This is a genomic window from Mycobacterium sp. (assembly GCF_032159565.1).
In the GTDB taxonomy this organism is placed as follows: Bacteria; Actinomycetota; Actinomycetes; order Mycobacteriales; family Mycobacteriaceae; genus Mycobacterium.
This window is the reverse complement of the sequence record NZ_JAVHWR010000195.1, coordinates 18,613-37,165: the sequence shown is the minus strand read 5'-3', so window position 1 is coordinate 37,165 and position 18,553 is coordinate 18,613. Positions and strand designations below refer to the sequence as shown.

Annotated in this window: 16 protein-coding genes; 8 read left to right on the top strand and 8 right to left on the bottom strand. The window is 66.6% G+C overall.

The window, feature by feature from the left end; all coding sequences use genetic code 11:
- Positions 1-3: 3 nt before the first annotated feature.
- Together QOC76_RS26255 and QOC76_RS26250 are read left to right on the top strand one after the other, a co-directional pair.
- Positions 4-696, top strand: coding sequence for an NrtR DNA-binding winged helix domain-containing protein (locus QOC76_RS26255; RefSeq protein WP_526361977.1), 693 nt, complete (start codon positions 4-6; stop codon positions 694-696).
- 67 nt (positions 697-763) lie between these two features.
- Entirely contained in the window at positions 764-2,128 is a 1,365-nt protein-coding gene (locus QOC76_RS26250; RefSeq protein WP_526361975.1) for a lipase family protein, read from the top strand.
- Here QOC76_RS26250 and QOC76_RS26245 read toward each other — a convergent pair.
- Genes QOC76_RS26245 through bioB form a run of 3 tightly spaced genes read right to left on the bottom strand, consistent with a single transcriptional unit; the run spans position 2,094 to position 3,930 of the window.
- Complete coding sequence (locus QOC76_RS26245; RefSeq protein ID WP_526361973.1) at positions 2,094-2,723, bottom strand: DUF2567 domain-containing protein; 630 nt, start codon at positions 2,721-2,723, stop codon at positions 2,094-2,096. The genes QOC76_RS26250 and QOC76_RS26245 overlap by 35 nt on opposite strands.
- On the bottom strand, positions 2,720-2,920 hold the full coding sequence (gene bsaP, locus QOC76_RS26240) for a biotin synthase auxiliary protein BsaP (protein WP_526362125.1): 201 nt from the start codon (positions 2,918-2,920) through the stop codon (positions 2,720-2,722). The genes QOC76_RS26245 and bsaP overlap by 4 nt, the downstream gene beginning before the upstream one ends.
- Before the next feature lie 14 nt (positions 2,921-2,934).
- A complete protein-coding gene (gene bioB, locus QOC76_RS26235; protein WP_526361971.1) occupies positions 2,935-3,930 on the bottom strand; it encodes a biotin synthase BioB in 996 nt (331 codons plus the stop codon).
- A 125-nt stretch (positions 3,931-4,055) separates the two neighbouring features.
- Here bioB and QOC76_RS26230 point away from each other — a divergent pair, with 125 nt between their 5' ends.
- Both QOC76_RS26230 and QOC76_RS26225 read left to right on the top strand, forming a co-directional pair.
- Complete coding sequence (locus tag QOC76_RS26230; protein ID WP_526361969.1) at positions 4,056-4,643, top strand: TetR/AcrR family transcriptional regulator; 588 nt, start codon at positions 4,056-4,058, stop codon at positions 4,641-4,643.
- A 10-nt stretch (positions 4,644-4,653) separates the two neighbouring features.
- Positions 4,654-4,989 (top strand): MmcQ/YjbR family DNA-binding protein, encoded by a 336-nt coding sequence (locus QOC76_RS26225; RefSeq protein ID WP_526361967.1) that lies wholly within the window; start codon positions 4,654-4,656, stop codon positions 4,987-4,989.
- Here QOC76_RS26225 and QOC76_RS26220 read toward each other — a convergent pair.
- From QOC76_RS26220 to bioA, 4 genes are read right to left on the bottom strand one after another with little or no spacing between them, the layout of a single operon-like run.
- Entirely contained in the window at positions 4,986-5,522 is a 537-nt protein-coding gene (locus QOC76_RS26220) for a 2'-5' RNA ligase family protein (protein ID WP_526361965.1), read from the bottom strand. The genes QOC76_RS26225 and QOC76_RS26220 overlap by 4 nt on opposite strands.
- A complete protein-coding gene (gene bioD, locus QOC76_RS26215) occupies positions 5,523-6,203 on the bottom strand; it encodes a dethiobiotin synthase (RefSeq protein WP_526361963.1) in 681 nt (226 codons plus the stop codon).
- Positions 6,200-7,348, bottom strand: coding sequence for an 8-amino-7-oxononanoate synthase (bioF, locus tag QOC76_RS26210; protein ID WP_526361961.1), 1,149 nt, complete (start codon positions 7,346-7,348; stop codon positions 6,200-6,202). The genes bioD and bioF overlap by 4 nt, the downstream gene beginning before the upstream one ends.
- A gap of 59 nt (positions 7,349-7,407) precedes the next feature.
- Entirely contained in the window at positions 7,408-8,700 is a 1,293-nt protein-coding gene (gene bioA / locus QOC76_RS26205) for an adenosylmethionine--8-amino-7-oxononanoate transaminase (RefSeq protein ID WP_526361959.1), read from the bottom strand.
- Positions 8,701-8,808: 108 nt separating this feature from the next.
- Here bioA and sucT point away from each other — a divergent pair, with 108 nt between their 5' ends.
- Genes sucT through treZ form a run of 4 tightly spaced genes read left to right on the top strand, consistent with a single transcriptional unit; the run spans position 8,809 to position 17,198 of the window.
- Positions 8,809-10,980, top strand: a complete 2,172-nt coding sequence (gene sucT, locus QOC76_RS26200) for an acetyltransferase SucT (protein WP_526361957.1) — start codon at positions 8,809-8,811, stop codon at positions 10,978-10,980.
- A 40-nt stretch (positions 10,981-11,020) separates the two neighbouring features.
- On the top strand, positions 11,021-13,159 hold the full coding sequence (glgX, locus tag QOC76_RS26195; RefSeq protein WP_526361955.1) for a glycogen debranching protein GlgX: 2,139 nt from the start codon (positions 11,021-11,023) through the stop codon (positions 13,157-13,159).
- 3 nt (positions 13,160-13,162) lie between these two features.
- Positions 13,163-15,448: a malto-oligosyltrehalose synthase gene (gene treY, locus QOC76_RS26190; protein ID WP_526361952.1), complete on the top strand. Its 2,286-nt coding sequence runs from the start codon at positions 13,163-13,165 to the stop codon at positions 15,446-15,448.
- Positions 15,441-17,198 (top strand): malto-oligosyltrehalose trehalohydrolase, encoded by a 1,758-nt coding sequence (gene treZ / locus QOC76_RS26185; RefSeq protein WP_526361950.1) that lies wholly within the window; start codon positions 15,441-15,443, stop codon positions 17,196-17,198. Before treY ends, treZ begins: the two co-directional genes overlap by 8 nt.
- Before the next feature lie 60 nt (positions 17,199-17,258).
- On the opposite strand, the gene ilvA is transcribed toward treZ, so the two are convergent.
- The gene (gene ilvA / locus QOC76_RS26180) at positions 17,259-18,542 is read right to left on the bottom strand and encodes a threonine ammonia-lyase IlvA (protein WP_526361948.1); all 1,284 of its coding nucleotides are present in this window, start codon (positions 18,540-18,542) and stop codon (positions 17,259-17,261) included.
- Positions 18,543-18,553: the final 11 nt, after the last annotated feature.

Sequence of the window (18,553 nt, the reverse complement as noted above, 5' to 3'; positions counted from 1 at the left end):
AACATGGCTAATACTAGCACTGAGCACGAAGTGCTTGCCGTCGTCTTTCAGGTTCGGCAGCTGAGCACCCGGAACCCACAGCTCAGCGTGCTGCTCTGGGAACGGGCGAAAGAACCGCAGCGTGGTGCCTGGTCACTGCCCGGTGGGCAGCTGCGTCACGACGAGGACATGACCAGTTCAGTTCGGCGACAGCTCGCCGAGAAGGTGGACCTACGTGAGTTAGCTCACCTTGAGCAGCTGGCCGTGTTCTCCGACCCGCACCGCGTTCCCGGCGCCCGCACCATCGCGTCCACGTTTCTCGGCCTGGTTCCCTCCCCCGCCACCCCTGAGTTGCCGCCCGACACCCGCTGGCATCCGGTCAATGCGCTGCCGCCGATGGCGTTCGACCACGGAACGATGGTCGAATACGCGCGCACCCGACTGGTGGCGAAGATGTCATACACGAATATCGGGTTCGCCCTGGCCCCAAGAGAATTCGCCCTGTCGACATTGCGGGATATCTACGGTGCCACGCTGGGTCATCAAGTCGACGCCACCAACCTGCAGCGCGTGCTCGCACGACGCGGCGTCATCTCCCCGACCGGCACGACCGCCCGATCGGGGCGCAGCGGCGGTCGGCCCGCGGCCCTGTATCGCTTCACCGAGTCGGCCTACCGCGTCACCGACGAGTTCGCGGCGCTGCGGCCGCCCGGGTGAGCGGTGCTGAACGGCGCTTCACGGACGCGACTGGATTCTTAATGTCTTCTTAAGCCACAATGGCCGGATGGACTTGGGCAGCGCCGCACCGGCCGGATCTTCTTCTGCTCCTCGCGTGCGCACCGGTGCCGAATGGATCGGTTCCGTACCGCACGAGGAGATCGTGCGGGGCGCCCGTCCGCAGCTGCCAAGGGATGACCCGTTCTACGAAGCCCCGCAGGGCTTCGAGCACGCCGCGCCGGGAACCGTCCTGCGCAGCCGTGACGTCGAGGTTGCCTTCCTCGGGCTGATCCCGCAGAAGTTCACCGCCACCCAGCTGCTGTACCGCAGCACCGACATGAACGGCGACCCGGAGGCGACCGTCACCACGGTCATCGGCCCCGCCGAGCGCGCTGCCGGGCAGGTCTGCCCCGTGCTGTCGTATCAGTGCGCCATCGACGCCGTTACGTCCCGCTGCTTCCCCTCCTATGCGTTGCGCAGGCGGGCGCTGGCGCCGGGAGCGCTCGCCCAGTTCGAGTTTTTCCTCATCGCCGCGGCGCTCGCCGAGGGCTGGGCGGTGTCGGTACCCGACCACGAGGGCGCCAAGGGGGCCTGGGGCACACCCTATGAGCCGGGATATCGGATCCTCGACGGGCTACGCGCGGCGTTGAGCACGGAGAAGCTGGGCCTGTCGGCCGCTGCGTCGATCGGGCTGTGGGGCTACTCGGGCGGCGGCCTCGCGACTTCGTGGGCCGCCGAGATGGCCGGGTCGTATGCGTCCGAGCTGAACATCGTCGGCGCTGTGCTCGGATCTCCCGTCGCCGATCTGGGCCATGCCTTCCGTCGCCTCAATGGCGGCGTCTTCTCCGGACTGCCCGCCATGGTGGTCGCGGCGCTGACACACGCGTATCCGGACCTCGACCGCGTCATTCAGGAGCACGCGACCGACACCGGCAAGGCGATGCTGCTGCGGGCCGAGCAGATGACCACCGCACACGCGGTGCTGCGGCTCGTTGGCATGGACATGGGTAAGTTGGTCGACCGGCCGTTGAACGAGATCCTCGACATGCCCGAGGTGCAGAAGGTATTCGACAGCATCAAGCTGGGCACGGCTGTGCCGAGCGTGCCGGTGCTGATCGTGCAGGCGGTGCACGACCCGATCGTGGCCGTCGAGGACATCGACGAGCTGACCGACATCTACGAATCCGGCGGCGCCTCGGTGACCTACCACCGGGATCTCTTCAGCGAACACGTATCGCTGCACCCGTTGTCGGCGCCGATGGCCCTGCGCTGGCTGACCGACCGGTTCGCGGGAAAGCCGGTGAGCGAGCACATCGTCCGGACGAAGTGGCCAACGATGCTCAATCCGATGACCTACGTAGGCATGGCCAGGCTGGTACGGATCGTCGCGAAAGTCGTTACCGGGCGGACGGTAGAACGCCGTCCACTCTGATCGGGGCCGGCAGGATCGGCTCCTCCGGAGGCCAGCCGCCGAGATCATCGCGTGACGTCGACACCGCGATGAGGGCGTAGGCCAGCATCGCCAGCGCCACGGGAAACAGCACCGATGCGGCGATCAACCACCCTGAGTGCGAGAAGAACACCGGCGGCGCCTCGGTCACGTAGACCACGCGATGCTCCGGCGAGATCGCCGCACCGGCGAGGTCGATGACGTCGTAGCGGGCCCTCACGATCAACGCACCCACGCCCGCGGCCACACCGAACGCGGCCGCAGAACCGAGTCCCAGCGCGGCGCACAACACCGGCCCGCGGTGGGGCCGCCACTGCCACACCAACACCGCGGTCACCACGGCCAGCACCACCGCCATCCCGACGAGCAGCACCGCCGCGATGAAGAAGTTGTCCGATTCACTACCAAGAGCGGCGTGCACGTGATCGCCGCTTTTGGTCAGTGCGATGACGCCGTGGACCGGCGGTGCGATCCAAGCCCACAGCGCACCGATCGCGGCACCGGCCAGAGCAAGACCGACGACCACTGTCACGGCGGCGCGCTCATGTGAGATCCGCGGTGCTGCAACCTCATTCATCGCTTGTCAAGGTCCTTAGAGTTCTGGGTGCCGTGCCGGGAGCATTTGGCCGTCCACCCGTCGGGGCGCACCTGCACCACCATCCGCCTGCCGCATTCCGCGCAGAACCGTGGTGGCTCGAGTCCGAGTTGGGCCGCAGTGGGCACGGCGCCGCCTGCGGGCTCGCCAGTGTAGACGTTGAATTTGGCGGGTCCCATCCGAGAAGCCACCACTAGATCGTGGCGTTGAGCGCCTTTATCGGCATCTGGAGATCGTCGAGCAGCTCCAGGTCCGCCTCGGCCGGACGGCCCAGCGTCGTGAGGTAGTTGCCGACGATGACGGCATTGATGCCGCCCAGGATGCCCTGCTTGGCGCCGAGGTCGCCAAGAGTGATCTCGCGGCCGCCCGCGAATCGCAACATGGTGCGCGGCAGCGCCAGCCGGAATGCCGCGACCGCCTTCAGCGCCTCCGACGCGGGCAGCACGTCCAGGTCGCCGAAGGGTGTGCCGGGGCGCGGGTTGAGGAAGTTCAACGGGACTTCGTGGGGGTCGAGTTCGGCCAGATTCGCCGCGAACTCGGCACGCTGCTCCAGCGTCTCACCCATGCCGAGGATGCCGCCGCAGCAGACCTCCATGCCGGCATCGCGGACCATCGACAAGGTGTCCCAGCGCTCCTCCCAGGAGTGGGTGGTCACCACCTCGGGGAAGAAGGACTTGGCGGTCTCCAGGTTGTGGTTGTAGCGGTGCACGCCCATCGCCGACAGCCGCTCGACCTGGTCCTGCGTCAGCATGCCCAGCGAGCAGGCGATCTGGATGTCGACCTCGTTGCGGATCGCCTCGATGCCCGCGGCCACCTGCGCCAGCAGGCGTTCGTCGGGGCCGCGCACAGCCGCCACGATGCAGAACTCCGTCGCACCGGACTTGGCCGTCTGCTTGGCGGCTTCGACGAGGCTCGGAATGTCGAGCCATGCGCTGCGTACCGGCGAGGCGAAAAGCCCGGACTGCGAACAGAAATGGCAGTCCTCTGGGCAGCCCCCGGTCTTGAGGCTGATGATGCCCTCGACCTCGACCTCCGGACCGCACCAGCGCATCCGCACGTCGTGGGCCAGTTCGAGCAACTCGTCGAGCCGGTCGTCGGGCAGCTGCAGCACGGTCAGCACCTGGTCCTGCGTCAGGCCCTCACCTCGTTCGAGCACCTGCTCGCGGGCCTCGGTCAGGATGTCCGTCAAACCACTGCTCCTATCACAAGCTTGAACACCTCGGCGGTGCCGAGAATTGAACACCTCGGCCGAGCCGAGAATTGAACACCTCGGCCGAGCCGGGAATTGAACACCGTTCAGGTTATGGTAGCGAGGTGCAGCTGCACAAACGCGACGTGGTCGAGGCGGCGACGGCGATCCTGGACACCTATGGGATCGCCGACCTGACGATGCGCAGGCTCGGGCGGGAGTTGAATGTCTCCGCCGGTGCCCTGTACTGGCATTTCGCGAACAAGCAGGAGCTTCTCGGCGCGATCGCCGACCGAATCCTCGAGCCCGTCGGCGACGTCCCCGGCGATTGGCGAAATCGCGTAGTGGAAGTCTGCGGCCGGCTGCGGGATGCCCTGCTGTCGCACACCGACGGTGCGGAGCTGGTGTCGGCCAGCTTCGCCGCAGGCCAGTCCGGGGCGATGACGCAGATCGTGGCGCGCTTGGGCGAGGCCGCCACCGATGCGGGCGTCGCGGACGCGCATGCGGCGTTGGCGGCCCGAACCGTCGTTTACTACGTGCTGGGGTTCACCGCCGACGAGCAGTCCCGGCTTCAATGGGACGCCGCCGGCGCCGTTCTGCCGGACGAGCAGTCGGTGCTGACGGATGAGGCAGGCGATCGCTTCGGATTCGGGCTCGCGCTGCTTGTCGACGGCATCGCCGCGCGGCGCGCCGTTGTCGGCGGCCCCGACTAACGTCACAGGCGTGATCACCGTCGCTGATGTGCGGCGCATAACCTCGACCCTGCCGCGGTCCTACGAGGTGGTGGTCGGCGACCGGATCAAGTTTCGTATCGGACGGATCGTCTACCTCGCGTTCTCCCGGGACGAGACGGTGATGGGTTTCGCCTTCCCCAAGGAGGAGCGTGCCGGACTCGTCGCCTCCGAACCCGACAAGTTCATGCTGCCGAGGCCGTCCGACATGCGGTACAACTGGGTTCACGTCCACCTCGACGCCGTCGACGCCGTCGAATTACGCGAGATCGTTGTCGACGCATGGCGGATGTGCGTCCCGAAAAGCGTTGCGGCAACTATTCCTTAGTCGATCGACCGTTCGGTGATCGGGTATTCCACGCGCTTGTTGCCGTCCCAATGCCGCAGTGCCATCGCTGTTGCTCGCTGATCGCGCGAGATCCGGCGAAGCGACAGCGCATCGGTCAGCCTGTCTTGCGGAACCCTTCGCGCAAGCGTGACGTGAGGCGTCCAGTGCCCGGGATTCGCGTGCGGGAGTGCGCCGGGCGACATGTACGGCAGGCACACTGCGTGCACCTCGGCTTGCAGCGCCAACAGCTGCACGGACGGGATCAACAGGCGCACCAGAGTGAACGGCCCGCGTCCGAACAGCATCGGCGCCCCCAGCGTGCAGGCCAACGGCAGCTCCTCCAGCAGCGGACGCAGCGCGTTGTTGACCGCGTCATCCATCTGCTCGGCGACCGCCAGCGTCGCATGCGGCCGATTGGTCGGCGACGTCGAGCTCGCCAGGCTTCGTACGCCTGCATCGGTCAGGTCGTCCCAGAGTCGCCGGACCGCGGACTCGGTCTCGGAGTCGAAGAGCAGCTCGACGGAATGGACCATTCAGCCGACCAGAGACCTGATCCACTGCGTGTCGAACGCCTCTGAGCTCATCGACTCGAACTGCGCAGGCTGGTAACCGCCTGCGCCGTCGGGCAACACGGCCCGTAGCGGTGCCATCGTCGAGAGCGCCTCGCGGTTGCCCGATTCGATGACCCCTTGGCTCTGCGGCCATGCTCCGATCACCAGTCCGGCACACCAAACGTTATGCGAAGCAAGGGCTTCCATCGTCAACGCAACATGGTTCAATGTGCCGAGGCCCGCTCTGGCGACAACGAGCACCGGAGCTGCGAGGTCGATCGCGAGGCCACGAAGCGTCGTCCCGCCCTCACCGATCTCCACGAGCAGGCCTCCTGCGCCCTCTACCAGGGTCAGCCGGTCAGGCCGGTCGGCCGAAGCGACCATCGACGCCAAATCTCTGCGGGTCGGCAGGCGCGTTCCTGCCCGCTCCGCCGCCGCCGCAGGAGCAAGAGGCTCGGGAAACCTTGCAAGGCCGTGTAATTCAGTGACACCGGACAGCCGCCCGATCTCGGCCAGGTCGTCATCGCCGTCGGTGTAGCCGGTTTGCACCGGCTTGCACACCGCGACGTCGATACCGGCCAGCCGCGCATGACACGCCAGCGCGGCGGTTGCCACCGTCTTGCCGACGCCGGTGTCGGTGCCTGTGACGACGAGAACGCTCACCGGCGAGCCGTCGACAACACTTCCGTGAGCACCGTGCGCGCGAGTGCCATCTCGTTCTCGGACAGCGATGCCCGCGCGGTCAGGCGCAGCCGCGACGTGCCCGTGGGCACTGTCGGCGGACGGAAACATCCCACCCGCACACCCCTGTCGAGGCATGCGGTCGCGGCGGCGAGCGCCACCTCGGGCGCACCGAGAACCACCGACACCACCGCCGATTCCGGTTGGTCGGAAACGTCGCACACCTTGGCCAGTTCGGCGGCGTAGCGCAACACGTCCTGCGGCCGCCACGGTTCGGCTGTCAACACCCGCAGGGCCGACCACGCTGCGCCAACGGCCGCCGGCGCCAGCCCGGTGTCGAAGATGAAGGGCCTGGCCGCGTCGATAAGGTGAGCGCGCACCGCAGCCGGTCCGAGCACCGCACCGCCCTGGCTGCCGAGCGCCTTGGACATCGTCACGGTCATCACGACGTCCGGCGCACCGGCCAGGCCGACTTCCTCCAGCAAGCCCCGCCCGCCGGTCCCCCGCACGCCCAGCCCGTGCGCCTCGTCGACGATCAGCAGCGCGCCGTGGCGACGGCAGACATCATGCAATTCGCGCAGCGGAGCGAGGTCACCGTCGGCGCTGAAGACCGAATCGGTGATCACCACGGCACGATCCTCGTCGCGCGACGACAGCGCGTGCGCCACCGCGGCCACATCGCGATGCGGCGTCACCGCCACCCGCGCCCTCGACAGACGGCAGGCGTCGACCAGTGACGCATGGGTCAGCGCGTCGGACACGAGAAGCGAGCCCGGACCGGACAATGCGACCACCGCACCCAGATTGGCGGTATAGCCCGACGAGAACACCAGCGCCGACTCGGTGCCGACGAAGTCGGCAAGCGCGGCCTCGAAGCCCTCATGCAGTTCGGTGTTTCCGGTCACCAGCCGTGAACCCGACGATCCCGCGCCCCAGGTGCGCAGTGCGGCAATGCCGCCGTCGATCACATCGGGATGCTGCGACAGACCCAGATAGTCGTTGGAGGCCAGGTCGAGTTCGGCGCCTACCGGCGGCCTCGTGCGCAGCGACCGGCGCAGTCCGGCCGCACGCCGGTCACGCTCGACCTCGTCGAGCCACGCCAGTGGGGAAAGGCCTACCCGCGTCACGATGCTCCTAGCTGAGCCGACAATTGAACACGTCGGCTGAGCCGACAATTGAACAGTGTTCAGGTTAGTGCACGGGCGACGGCGACCATCGCGGAGGTGATCTGCCCGATCTCCTCCCGGGTGCAGATGTAGGGCGGCATGGCATACACCAGGTTGCGGAAGGGGCGCAGCCAGATGCCGTGCTCCAACGCCGCCGCGGTGGCCACCGGCATGTCGACCGGTTCCGCCATCTCAATGACACCGATGGCGCCGAGCACACGGACGTCGGCCACGCCGGGCAGCAACCGGGCCGGCTCGAGGCCCTCGCGCAGGCCCGCCTCGATCTCGACGATTCGCGCCCGCCAATCCTGACCGAGCAGCAGCTCAACCGAGGCCACCGACACCGCGCACGCCAGCGCATTGGCCATGAACGTTGGGCCGTGCATCAGCGCACCCGGCTCGTGCCTGCTGATCGTGTGTGCGATGTCCGTCGTGCACAGCGTGGCGGCCAGGGTGATGTATCCACCTGTGAGCGCCTTGCCGACACACATGATGTCGGGGTCCACACCGGCGTGCTCCGCGGCGAACAGCGCGCCGGTGCGGCCGAAACCGGTGGCGATCTCGTCGAAGATCAGCAGCACCTGGTGGCGCGTGCAGATGTCCCGCAGGTCGCTCACATACCGCGGGTCATGGAATCGCATGCCACCGGCGCCCTGCACGACCGGCTCGACGATGACGGCCGCGAGTTCGTCGGCATGTTCGGCCAGTTGCGCCTCGAAGGCCGCGCTGTAGGCCGGGTCGTATTCGGTGGGCACCTGCGGGGCGAAGACCTGATGCGCCAGGATGTCGGTCCACAACGAGTGCATGCCGCCGTCCGGGTCGCACACGCTCATCGGCGTGAAGGTGTCACCGTGATAGCCCCCGCGCCACGTCATCAACCTGTGCTTGTTCGGACGACCGAGACTGCGCCAGTACTGCAGCGCCATCTTCACCGCGACCTCGACCGAGACCGATCCCGAGTCGCTGAAGAAGACGGTGTCCAGCCCGTCGGGCGTGATGTCCACCAGCAGCTGGGCGAGCCGAGCCGCCGGTTCGTGGGTCAGCCCGCCGAACATGACGTGGTTCATTCTGGCCAGCTGGGAGGCGATGGCGTAGTCGAGAGCCGGGTGGCCGTGCCCGTGGATCGCGGTCCACCACGAGCTCATCGCGTCGAGCACGTCGACGCGCTTGCCCTCGTGTATCACCGTCAGCCACGCCCTGCTCGCCCCCACGGCGACCACGGGCGGCATCGCCTCGGCGCCGATCGTGCTGTACGGATGCCAGAGGTGGGCGGCGTCGATTGCGCTGATTTCAGCGGGCGTCAACGCGGACATCGGAAACGAGCCTAACCCTTTGCCGGTCGATACCCGTTGCCACCGAAGCGGGCGGCGGCACGGCGGACATGAGTCACACAGCCATTTTCGGTAGATTGACCCGCGACCATGATGACCCTCGCCCCTCCCCGGCCGGCGGTGGTCAGCGCGGGCGCTCCCGGCAAGGGCGTGTCCGCGGCTGACCGCAAGTCCGGCTTCTACCGCCACGATCTGGACGGCCTTCGCGGTATCGCGATCGCCCTCGTCGCAGTGTTCCACGTCTGGTTCGGTCGCGTTTCGGGCGGCGTGGACGTTTTTCTCGCCTTGTCGGGATTCTTCTTCGGCGGCCGCCTGCTGCGGGCCGCGCTGACGCCCGGCGCATCGCTTTCACCCGTTCCCGAAGTGTCCCGGCTGGTTCGCCGGCTGCTGCCCGCACTGGTCGTGGTGCTGGCCGCGGCGGCCGTGCTGACGATCCTGATCCAACCGGAGACGCGTTGGGAGACGTTTGCTGACCAGAGCCTGGCCAGCCTCGCCTACTTCCAGAACTGGGAATTGGCGAACACTGCGTCGGACTACCTCCGCGCCGGTGAGTCGGTGAGTCCACTGCAGCACATCTGGTCGATGTCGGTCCAAGGTCAGTTCTACCTAACGTTTCTCGCACTGATCTTCCTGTTCGCCCTTGTCTGCCGCCGGGTTCTCGGCAGATACATGCGGGTGTCACTCGTCGTGATGTTGAGCGCGCTGACCATCGCATCGTTCGCCTATGCGATCTTTGCTCACGACGCGGACCAGGCGACCGCGTATTACAACAGCTTCGCGCGTGGCTGGGAGCTTCTGCTCGGCGCGCTGGTCGGCGCGCTGGTCGGACACATCCGCTGGCCGATGTGGCTGCGCACCACCGTGGCGTTGGTCGCACTTGTCGCGATCCTGTCCTGCGGCGCATTGATCAACGGCGTGAAGGAGTTCCCGGGACCGTGGGCACTGGTGCCCGTCGGCGCCACCATGCTGTTCATCCTCACCGGAGCCAACCGGCATTCCGACCCGCACACCAGCGGCAAGCTGCCCGCCCCGAACCGGCTACTGGCCACCAAACCGTTCATCTGGCTCGGGTCGATCGCGTACTCGCTCTACCTATGGCACTGGCCGCTGCTCATCTTCTGGCTGGTCTACGCCGACAGGCAGCGAGTCGGCTTTTTCGACGGCGCCTGCGTGCTGTTGGTGTCGGTCGTGCTGGCCTGGCTGACCACCAAGTACGTCGAGAACCCGCTGCGTTACCGCTCCACCGCGCCGAACACCGGTTCGGCGGCGAAGGTGCCGCTTCGCACCCGCCTGCGCAGGCCGACCATCGCGCTGGGCTCGGTGGTGGTGCTGCTCGGAGTGGCCTTGACCGCGACGTCCTTCACCTGGCGCGAGCATGTGATGGTCCAGGACGCGAGTGCCGAACAACTGGTCGGGCTCGACCTGCGCGACTACCCCGGTGCACACGCACTGCTCGACAACGCGCCGGTCCCCACCGCGCCGATGCGGCCCACGGTGCTCGAGGCCAAACAGGACCTGCCGGAGACCACCGTGGACGGCTGCATCAGCGATTTCGACGACGTCGACGTGATCACCTGCGCTTACGGCGACCAGTCGGCGCCGCACACCATTGCGCTGGCCGGAGGGTCACACGCCGAACACTGGATCACGGCGCTCGACCTGCTGGGCAAACAACACCATTTCAAGGTGACGACCTACCTGAAGATGGGCTGCCCGCTGACCACCGAGGATGTCCCGCTGGTGATGGGCGACAACAGGCCCTATCCCAAATGCCACACCTGGAACGAGGCGGTGATGAAGAAGCTCATCGCCGATCGTCCCGACTTCGTGTTCACCACTGCCACCCGGCCGTGGAACATCAAGCCGGGCGACGTGATGCCGGGCACCTATGTCGGGATCTGGCAAACCCTGTCGGACAACGACATTCCAATCCTCGCGATGCGTGACACTCCGTGGCTGGTACGCAAGGGCATGCCGTTCTTCCCCGCCGACTGCCTCGCCGACCGAGGCAACGGAATCTCGTGCGGAATACGGCGCTCGGATGTGCTGGCCAAGTTCAACCCCACCCTGCCGTGGGCGAACCGGTTCCCGTTGCTGAAACCGCTCGACCTCAGTGACGCGGTGTGCCGCAGAGACGTCTGCCGAGCCGTCGAGGGAAACGTGCTGATCTATCACGACTCTCACCACATCTCCAAGACGTACATGCGCACGATGGCCGACGAGCTCGGCCGCCAGATCGGGGCTGCCACCCACTGGTGGTGACTGCCGCGCATCGGACCGTGGGCGCCGATAAGGTCGAATGATGTCCTCGACGACGGTGTGGCCCGGTACTCCGTATCCGCTCGGTGCCACCTACGATGGCGCAGGCACCAATTTCTCGCTGTTCTCCGAGGTCGCCGAGAAGGTCGAGCTGTGCCTGGTGGCCAAGGACGGCACCGAGGAGCGGATCGACCTCGACGAGGTGGACGGGTACGTCTGGCACGCCTACCTGCCGACGATCACGCCGGGACAGCGCTACGGCTTCCGGGTCCATGGCCCGTGGGATCCGGCGGCCGGACACCGATGTGATCCCAGCAAGCTGCTGCTGGACCCGTATGGCAAGTCCTTCCACGGCGACTTCGAGTTCACGCAGGCGCTGTTCTCCTACGACCTGGAGGCGGCCAAGGTGGATCCCGCCGACACGGGAAATCGCCCTGGAATCGACTCGCTGGGCCACACCATGACCAGCGTCGTGATCAACCCGTACTTCGATTGGGCATCCGACCGCGCACCGCGCACGCCGTACCACGAGACGGTCATCTACGAGGCGCACGTCAAGGGCCTCACGCAGCGCCACCCGGCGATACCCGAGGAACAACGAGGCACCTACGCGGGGCTGGCCCATCCCGCGATCATCGAGCATCTGAAGTCGCTGAATGTCACCGCGATTGAGCTGATGCCGGTACACCAGTTCATGCACGATCACCGCCTTCTCGATCTCGGGCTGCGAAACTACTGGGGCTACAACACTTTCGGGTTCTTCGCGCCGCATTATCAGTACTCGTTCAGCCGACACGCCGGCGGAGCGGTCGCCGAGTTCAAGACCATGGTGCGGACGTTCCACGAGGCCGGCATCGAGGTGATCCTCGACGTGGTCTACAACCACACCGCAGAGGGCAGTCACCTCGGCCCGACGATCAACTTCCGCGGAATCGACAACGCCGCCTACTACCGGCTGCTCGACGGGGATCTGAAGTTCTACAAGGACTTCACCGGCACCGGCAACAGCCTCAACGCCCGCCATCCGCACACTCTGCAGCTGATCATGGACTCGCTGCGCTACTGGGTGCTCGAGATGCATGTAGACGGCTTCCGTTTCGATCTGGCCGCCACACTGGCCCGCGAGTTCTACGACGTCGACCGGCTGAGCGCGTTTTTCGACCTGGTCCAGCAGGATCCCGTGGTCAGCCAGGTAAAGCTGATCGCCGAGCCGTGGGACATCGGCGAGGGCGGCTACCAGGTGGGGAATTTTCCAGGTTTGTGGACCGAGTGGAACGGGAAATATCGCGACACTGTGCGCGATTATTGGCGGGGCGAACCCGCGACCCTCGGCGAATTCGCCTCCCGGCTGACCGGCTCGTCTGACCTCTATGAGGCGACGGGGCGGCGGCCCAGCGCGAGCATCAACTTCGTCACCTGTCATGACGGCTTCACGTTGAACGACCTGGTGTCGTACAACGAGAAACACAACGAGGCCAACGGAGAAGACAACCGCGACGGCGAGAGCCACAACCGGTCGTGGAACTGCGGCGTCGAGGGACCGACCGACGACCCGGACATCCTGGCTCTGCGCGGTAAGCAGATGCGCAACATCATGGGCACGCTGATGTTGTCCCAGGGCACCCCGATGCTGTCGCACGGTGACGAGATGGGCCGTACCCAGAAAGGCAACAACAACGTCTACTGCCAAGACTCCGAGCTTTCCTGGACCGACTGGTCGAAGTGCGAGACGAACGCCGACCATCTGGCGTTCACCCGCAAGGTGACCCAGTTGCGGAAGAGCCATTCCGTGTTCCGTCGTCGCCGGTTCTTCGAGGGCAAGCCGATCCGCAGTGGCGACCAGGGCCGCGACATCGCGTGGTTGACCCCGGCCGGCAACGAGATGACACCGGAAGACTGGGGTGCGGGCCTGGCCCAGTGTGTGGCGGTCTTCCTCAACGGCGAGGCCATCCCGGCTCCCAACGAACGCGGCGAGCGCGTCGTCGACGACTCGTTCCTGTTGTGCTTCAACGCGCACGACCAGGAACAGGACTTCATCGCTCCGCGCGGCGACTACGCAAAGGAGTGGACCGCCGACCTGGACACCGCCAACCCGACGGGCGACACCGACCTCGTCGTCGCGTCGGGCGAGAAGATCCCGCTGCAGCCCCGGTCGCTGTTGGTTCTGCGTAAGACCGCCTGAGCCATGCCTTCTCCTGTGCTGTCGACCTATCGACTCCAGATGCGCGGCGACTGCTTCACTTTCGCCGACGCCGAGGACCTCTTGCCCTACCTCGACGAACTCGGAGTCTCGCACCTCTACCTGTCCCCGATCCTGACCGCTGTGCACGGTTCGACGCACGGTTACGACGTCACCGACCCCACCTCGGTGTCGGCCGAACTGGGCGGCGCCGAAGGGCTGGGCCGGTTGTCGGCGGCGGCGCGCGCGCGTGGCATGGGCCTGATCGTCGACATCGTGCCCAACCATGTCGGCGTCGACGATCCCAAGCAGAACCCATGGTGGTGGGACGTGCTCGAGCACGGCCGCGACTCGCCGTTCTCCTCCTTTTTCGATATCGACTGGACCCTGGACAACGGCCGAATCGTGTTGCCGGTGCTGGGTTCTGATGACGACGTCGACGACCTCGTGGTAGACGGAGATGTGCTGCGGCTCGGCGACCTCGGCTATCCCATCGCACCGGGAACCGGCTCGGGCAGCGGCCGCGAAGTGCACGACCGCCAGCATTACCGCCTGATCGGCTGGCGCAGCGGCATATCCGGTTATCGGCGGTTCTTCTCGATCACGTCACTGGCCGGTCTGCGGCAGGAGGACCGCGCGGTCTTCGACGCCACCCACGTCGAGGTGAAGCGCTGGTTCGACGAGGGCCTTGTCGACGGCGTTCGCATCGACCACCCGGACGGATTGTCCGACCCCGCCGGCTATCTGACGTGGCTGCGCGAGATCACCGGACCGCAGGCCTGGATCGTCATCGAAAAGATCCTCGCCGTAGACGAAGCCCTGGATCCGAGCCTGCCGGTGGCGGGCACCACCGGCTATGACGCGTTGCGTGAGATCGGGGGGTTGTTCCTCGATCCCGCGGGTGTCGGCCCGCTGACCGACCTTGTCGATTCGACCGGGTTCAGCTACGACGAGACGTCTCAGATCGCGCGTGCGCTCAAGGTCGGCGTCGTCACCAACACCCTTGGAAGCGAGCTGTCGCGGTTGTGCCGAACCATCACGGCTGCAACGGCTTACGTGCATCCGCAGCTGGGCGAAGCCGTCGCCGTGCTGCTGAGCCGTATCGGTGTGTACCGCTCCGATTACCTGAACCTGTCATTGGTGCTGCCCACCGCGCTGGCCGAGGCCGTCGACGATCGACCTGATCTGGCGGAGCCGTTGGCGATCGTCGCCGCCGCGGTCGGAAGTGACCGCGCGACAGCCGTACGCCTGCAGCAGTTGTGCGGCGCCGCGACGGCGAAGTCGATGGAGGACTGTCTGTTCTACCGCGACCCCCGCCTGGTGTCGCTCAACGAGGTCGGCGGCGAACCGGACCGCTTCGGTGTCAGCGTCGCCGAATTTCACCAGCGGGCCACGGTGCGTGCCGACTTGTGGCCTTGGGCAATGACGGCGTTGAGCACACACGACACCAAGCGCGGCGAAGACGTGCGCGCGCGAATCGGGACCCTGTCACAGGTGCCGTCGCTGTGGGCGGAGTTCGTCAGCGCGTGGGAGAAGCGCGCGCCCTCCCCCGACCCGATGACCGGACTTTTTCTGTGGCAGAACATTTTCGGCGTATGGCCGCCCGACGGGGCGGTTTCCGATGAACTGCGTGGTCGCCTGCACGCGTACGCCGAGAAGGCGATCCGCGAAGCAGATATCCACACAACCTGGAACGACCCCGACGCGGACTTCGAGAAAGCCGTCCACACCTGGATCGACGGACTCATCGATGGGCCGCTGGCCACCGAAGTGACCAAGTTCGTGGGACGGCTCGACGAGCACGCCCGCAGCGACAGCCTCGGTCAGAAGCTGATCCAGCTGACCGCACCCGGCGTGCCCGACGTCTATCAGGGAACCGAATTGTGGGACGACAGCCTGGTCGACCCCGATAACCGCCGACCGGTCGACTTCTCGGCGCGGCGTGAGGCGTTGTCGACGATGAGCCATCCCAAGATGCGGGTCGTCGCCGCCGCCCTCCGACTGCGCCGCGAGAAGCCGGACGTCTTCACCGACGGTGGGTACACGCCGCTGCTCGCCGAGGGCCCGGCGTCCGCGCACCTGGCGGCGTTCGTCCGGGGGTCGGATGTGCTGACGGCGGTGACTCGGCATTCCGTGCGGCTCGCCGAATCAGGCTGGGGCGAAACGGTTCTTGCGCTCCCGACCGGGACCTGGAAGGACCGCCTCGGCACCGGCCGGTACAGCGGATCGGTGTCGCCCGCCGACCTGTTCGCCGATCTGCCCGTGGCACTGCTGGAGCGGGTGGATGACTGATTCCGGAACGTCGGCTCGGCCGACGGCGTTCGCGGTCTGGGCTCCGCGTCCCGACCGGGTGCAGCTGGACGTCGACGGCACGGTGTACCCGATGACGCGGTCCGACGACGGATGGTGGCGCGCGGACGTCGACGCCCGCCAAGACGCCCGCTACGGGTTCGTGCTCGACGACGACCCGACAGTCCTTCCCGATCCACGATCGCCCCGGCAGCCCGACGGAGTGCACGAACGCTCACAGCTGTGGCGGCCGGCAACCGATGCGTGGACCGACGACGGCTGGGAAGGCCGGTCGATCGAGGGCCGCGCGATATACGAACTACATATCGGCACCTTCACTCCAGAGGGCACATTCGACTCGGCCATCGACAAGCTGGATTACCTGGTCGATCTCGGTGTCGACTTCGTCGAGCTCATGCCGGTCAACGCGTTCGGCGGTACGCACGGCTGGGGATACGACGGTGTGCTCTGGTACGCCGTGCACGAACCGTACGGCGGTCCCGACGGCCTGGTGCGGCTCGTCGACGCCTGCCACAACCGCGGACTCGGCGTGCTGATCGACGCGGTCTTCAACCACCTCGGCCCGTCAGGCAACTACCTGCCGAAGTTCGGACCCTATCTATCGACGGGCAGCAACCCGTGGGGCGAATCGATCAACATCGCCGACACCGATGCCGACGAAGTGCGGCGCTACATCATCGACTGCGCGCTGCGCTGGATGCGCGACTTCCACGCCGACGGCCTGCGACTCGACGCCGTGCACGCACTGGTCGACACCACGGCAGTCCACATACTCGAGGAACTGTCCACCGAAACCGACGCACTGGCGGCAGAACTGGGCCGGCCGCTGTCGCTGGTGGCAGAAAGTGACAAGAACGATCCCCGACTGATCACGCCCCGCGACCGTGGCGGCTATGGCATGACCGCGCAGTGGGACGACGATATCCACCACGCGGTCCACGCCGCGGTGTCGGGTGAACGCCAGGGCTACTACGGCGATTTCGGGTCGGTCGAGGCGTTGGCGGAGACGCTGAAACACGGCTATTTCCACGCGGGCACGTACTCGTCGTTCCGGCGCAGGCGCCACGGCCGTCCACTGGACACCGCGACGATCCCGGCCACCCGGCTGCTGGCCTACACGCTCACCCACGACCAGGTCGGCAACCGGGCCGTCGGCGACAGACCCTCGCAGAACCTGAGCCCCGGTCAGCAGGCCGTGAAGGCAGCTCTGGCACTCGGATCGCCCTATACGGCAATGCTGTTCATGGGTGAGGAGTGGGGATCGTCGAGCCCGTTCCAGTTCTTCAGCTCCCATCCTGAACCCGATCTGGCCAGGGCCACCGCCGAGGGCCGCAAGCGCGAGTTCGCCGAACACGGTTGGGATGCAGACGAAATCCCGGACCCACAGGATCCTGAGACGTTCCTGCGGTCGAAGTTGAATTGGGACGAGATCGACGACGGGGATCACAGCCGGCTACGGCGCGTCTACCAGGGACTGCTTTCACTGCGGCGGAATGAACCCGACATGGCCGACCACTGGCTGGACGACTTGAAGATCGACTACGACGAAGACGAGCGCTGGATCGTCATGCACCGGGGCTCGCTGGCCATCGTCTGCAACCTGAACTCCGAAGACGTCACGGTCCCGGTGACCGGCGAGCCGCTATTGGCATGGGGCGAGCCGACTGTCGACGTCGACGCCACGCGGCTGGACGGGCATTCCTTCGTAGTTCTGCGGACCGTCAACTCTTGATCCACAGCCGCGGTACTTGGGGGATGACCCATGAGTAACGACGATCGCCTCGCCGGCCGCCTAGAGCAGGTAACGGTACGCCGGCGAGCCGGGCTCCAACGTCTCGACATGTATGTCTGAGGCCTTCATCCGCTCGAGCAGACCCTCGAGGTCGGCCGCCGAACCGAGTTCGACTCCGACCAGCGCCTCACCCGTCTCGCGGTTGTTGCGCTTGACGTACTCGAAGAGCGTGATGTCGTCGTTCGGTCCGAGCACCGTGTCGAGGAACCGCCGCAGTGCACCCGGCTCCTGGGGGAAGTCGACAAGGAAGTAGTGCTTGAGCCCGAGGTGCACCAGCGAGCGCTCCAGCACCTCGCCGTACCGCGAGATGTCGTTGTTCCCACCGGAGATCAGGCACACCACAGTCGATTCCGGGGTGATGTCGGCCTCGAGCAAAGCCGCTACCGACAGCGCGCCCGCGGGCTCGGCGATGATCCCCTCGTTCTGGTACAGGTCGAGCATGGCCGTGCACACCGCGCCCTCGTCCACCGCCGTCAGCGAGACCATGTCGCCCGCGGCGGCCAGGGCCGCGTAGGTCATGGCGCCGGCGCGGTTGACCGCGGCGCCGTCGACGAACTGGTCGACGTGGTCGAGGGTGACCGGCCGCCCTTCGGCCAGCGCGGCGATCATCGCCGCCGCCCCCGCGGGCTCGACGCCGAGAATCGAGGTCCGGCTGGTGCGCTCTGCGAGGTATGTCGTGATGCCTGCGATGCAGCCACCGCCGCCGACCGGAACGATCACCAGGTCCGGCTCATCGTCGAGCTGATCGAGCAGTTCCACGGCGATGGTGCCCTGCCCGGCAATCGTGCGCGGATCGTCGTACGGCGGCACCAGCGTGGCCCCGGTGCGCGCCACGTCATCGAGCGCAGCTTCGGCAGCCTCGTCGTAAGTTTTCCCGACGGCAATCAACTCGATGAACTCGCGGCCGTGGTAACGGATGCGGTCGCGCTTCTGCTTGGGCGTCTTGGCGGGTACGTACACCCGGCCGCGGATGCCCATCGACCGGCATGCCATCGCGAAACCCTGCGCGTGATTGCCCGCCGACGAGCACACCACCCCCGCGGCGATCTCATCCGCTGACAGCTGCCGCAGCAGGTTGGTGGCCCCGCGCAGCTTGTACGAGCGGACCGCCTGCAGATCTTCACGCTTGAGGTACACCGTCGCGCCGACGGCATCCGAGAGCCGTTCGCTGAGCTGTAGGGAGGTCCGCGTGACCACGTCGGAAATTCGCTGAGCGGCCGCATCGATGTCGGCCGCGGATACCGGCGGCGACGTACGACTGTTCTGGCTCAGTTCAGTGGACACCGATCAATGGT

Coding starts and splice junctions, on each gene's coding strand:
- QOC76_RS26255 (WP_526361977.1), top strand. CDS start 4: ATGGCTAATACTAGCACTGAGCACGAAGTGCTTGCCGTCGTCTTTCAG.
- QOC76_RS26250 (WP_526361975.1), top strand. CDS start 764: ATGGACTTGGGCAGCGCCGCACCGGCCGGATCTTCTTCTGCTCCTCGC.
- QOC76_RS26245 (WP_526361973.1), bottom strand. CDS start 2,723: ATGAATGAGGTTGCAGCACCGCGGATCTCACATGAGCGCGCCGCCGTG.
- bsaP (WP_526362125.1), bottom strand. CDS start 2,920: ATGGGACCCGCCAAATTCAACGTCTACACTGGCGAGCCCGCAGGCGGC.
- QOC76_RS26220 (WP_526361965.1), bottom strand. CDS start 5,522: ATGGTCCATTCCGTCGAGCTGCTCTTCGACTCCGAGACCGAGTCCGCG.
- bioA (WP_526361959.1), bottom strand. CDS start 8,700: ATGTCCGCGTTGACGCCCGCTGAAATCAGCGCAATCGACGCCGCCCAC.
- sucT (WP_526361957.1), top strand. CDS start 8,809: ATGATGACCCTCGCCCCTCCCCGGCCGGCGGTGGTCAGCGCGGGCGCT.
- glgX (WP_526361955.1), top strand. CDS start 11,021: ATGTCCTCGACGACGGTGTGGCCCGGTACTCCGTATCCGCTCGGTGCC.
- treY (WP_526361952.1), top strand. CDS start 13,163: ATGCCTTCTCCTGTGCTGTCGACCTATCGACTCCAGATGCGCGGCGAC.
- treZ (WP_526361950.1), top strand. CDS start 15,441: ATGACTGATTCCGGAACGTCGGCTCGGCCGACGGCGTTCGCGGTCTGG.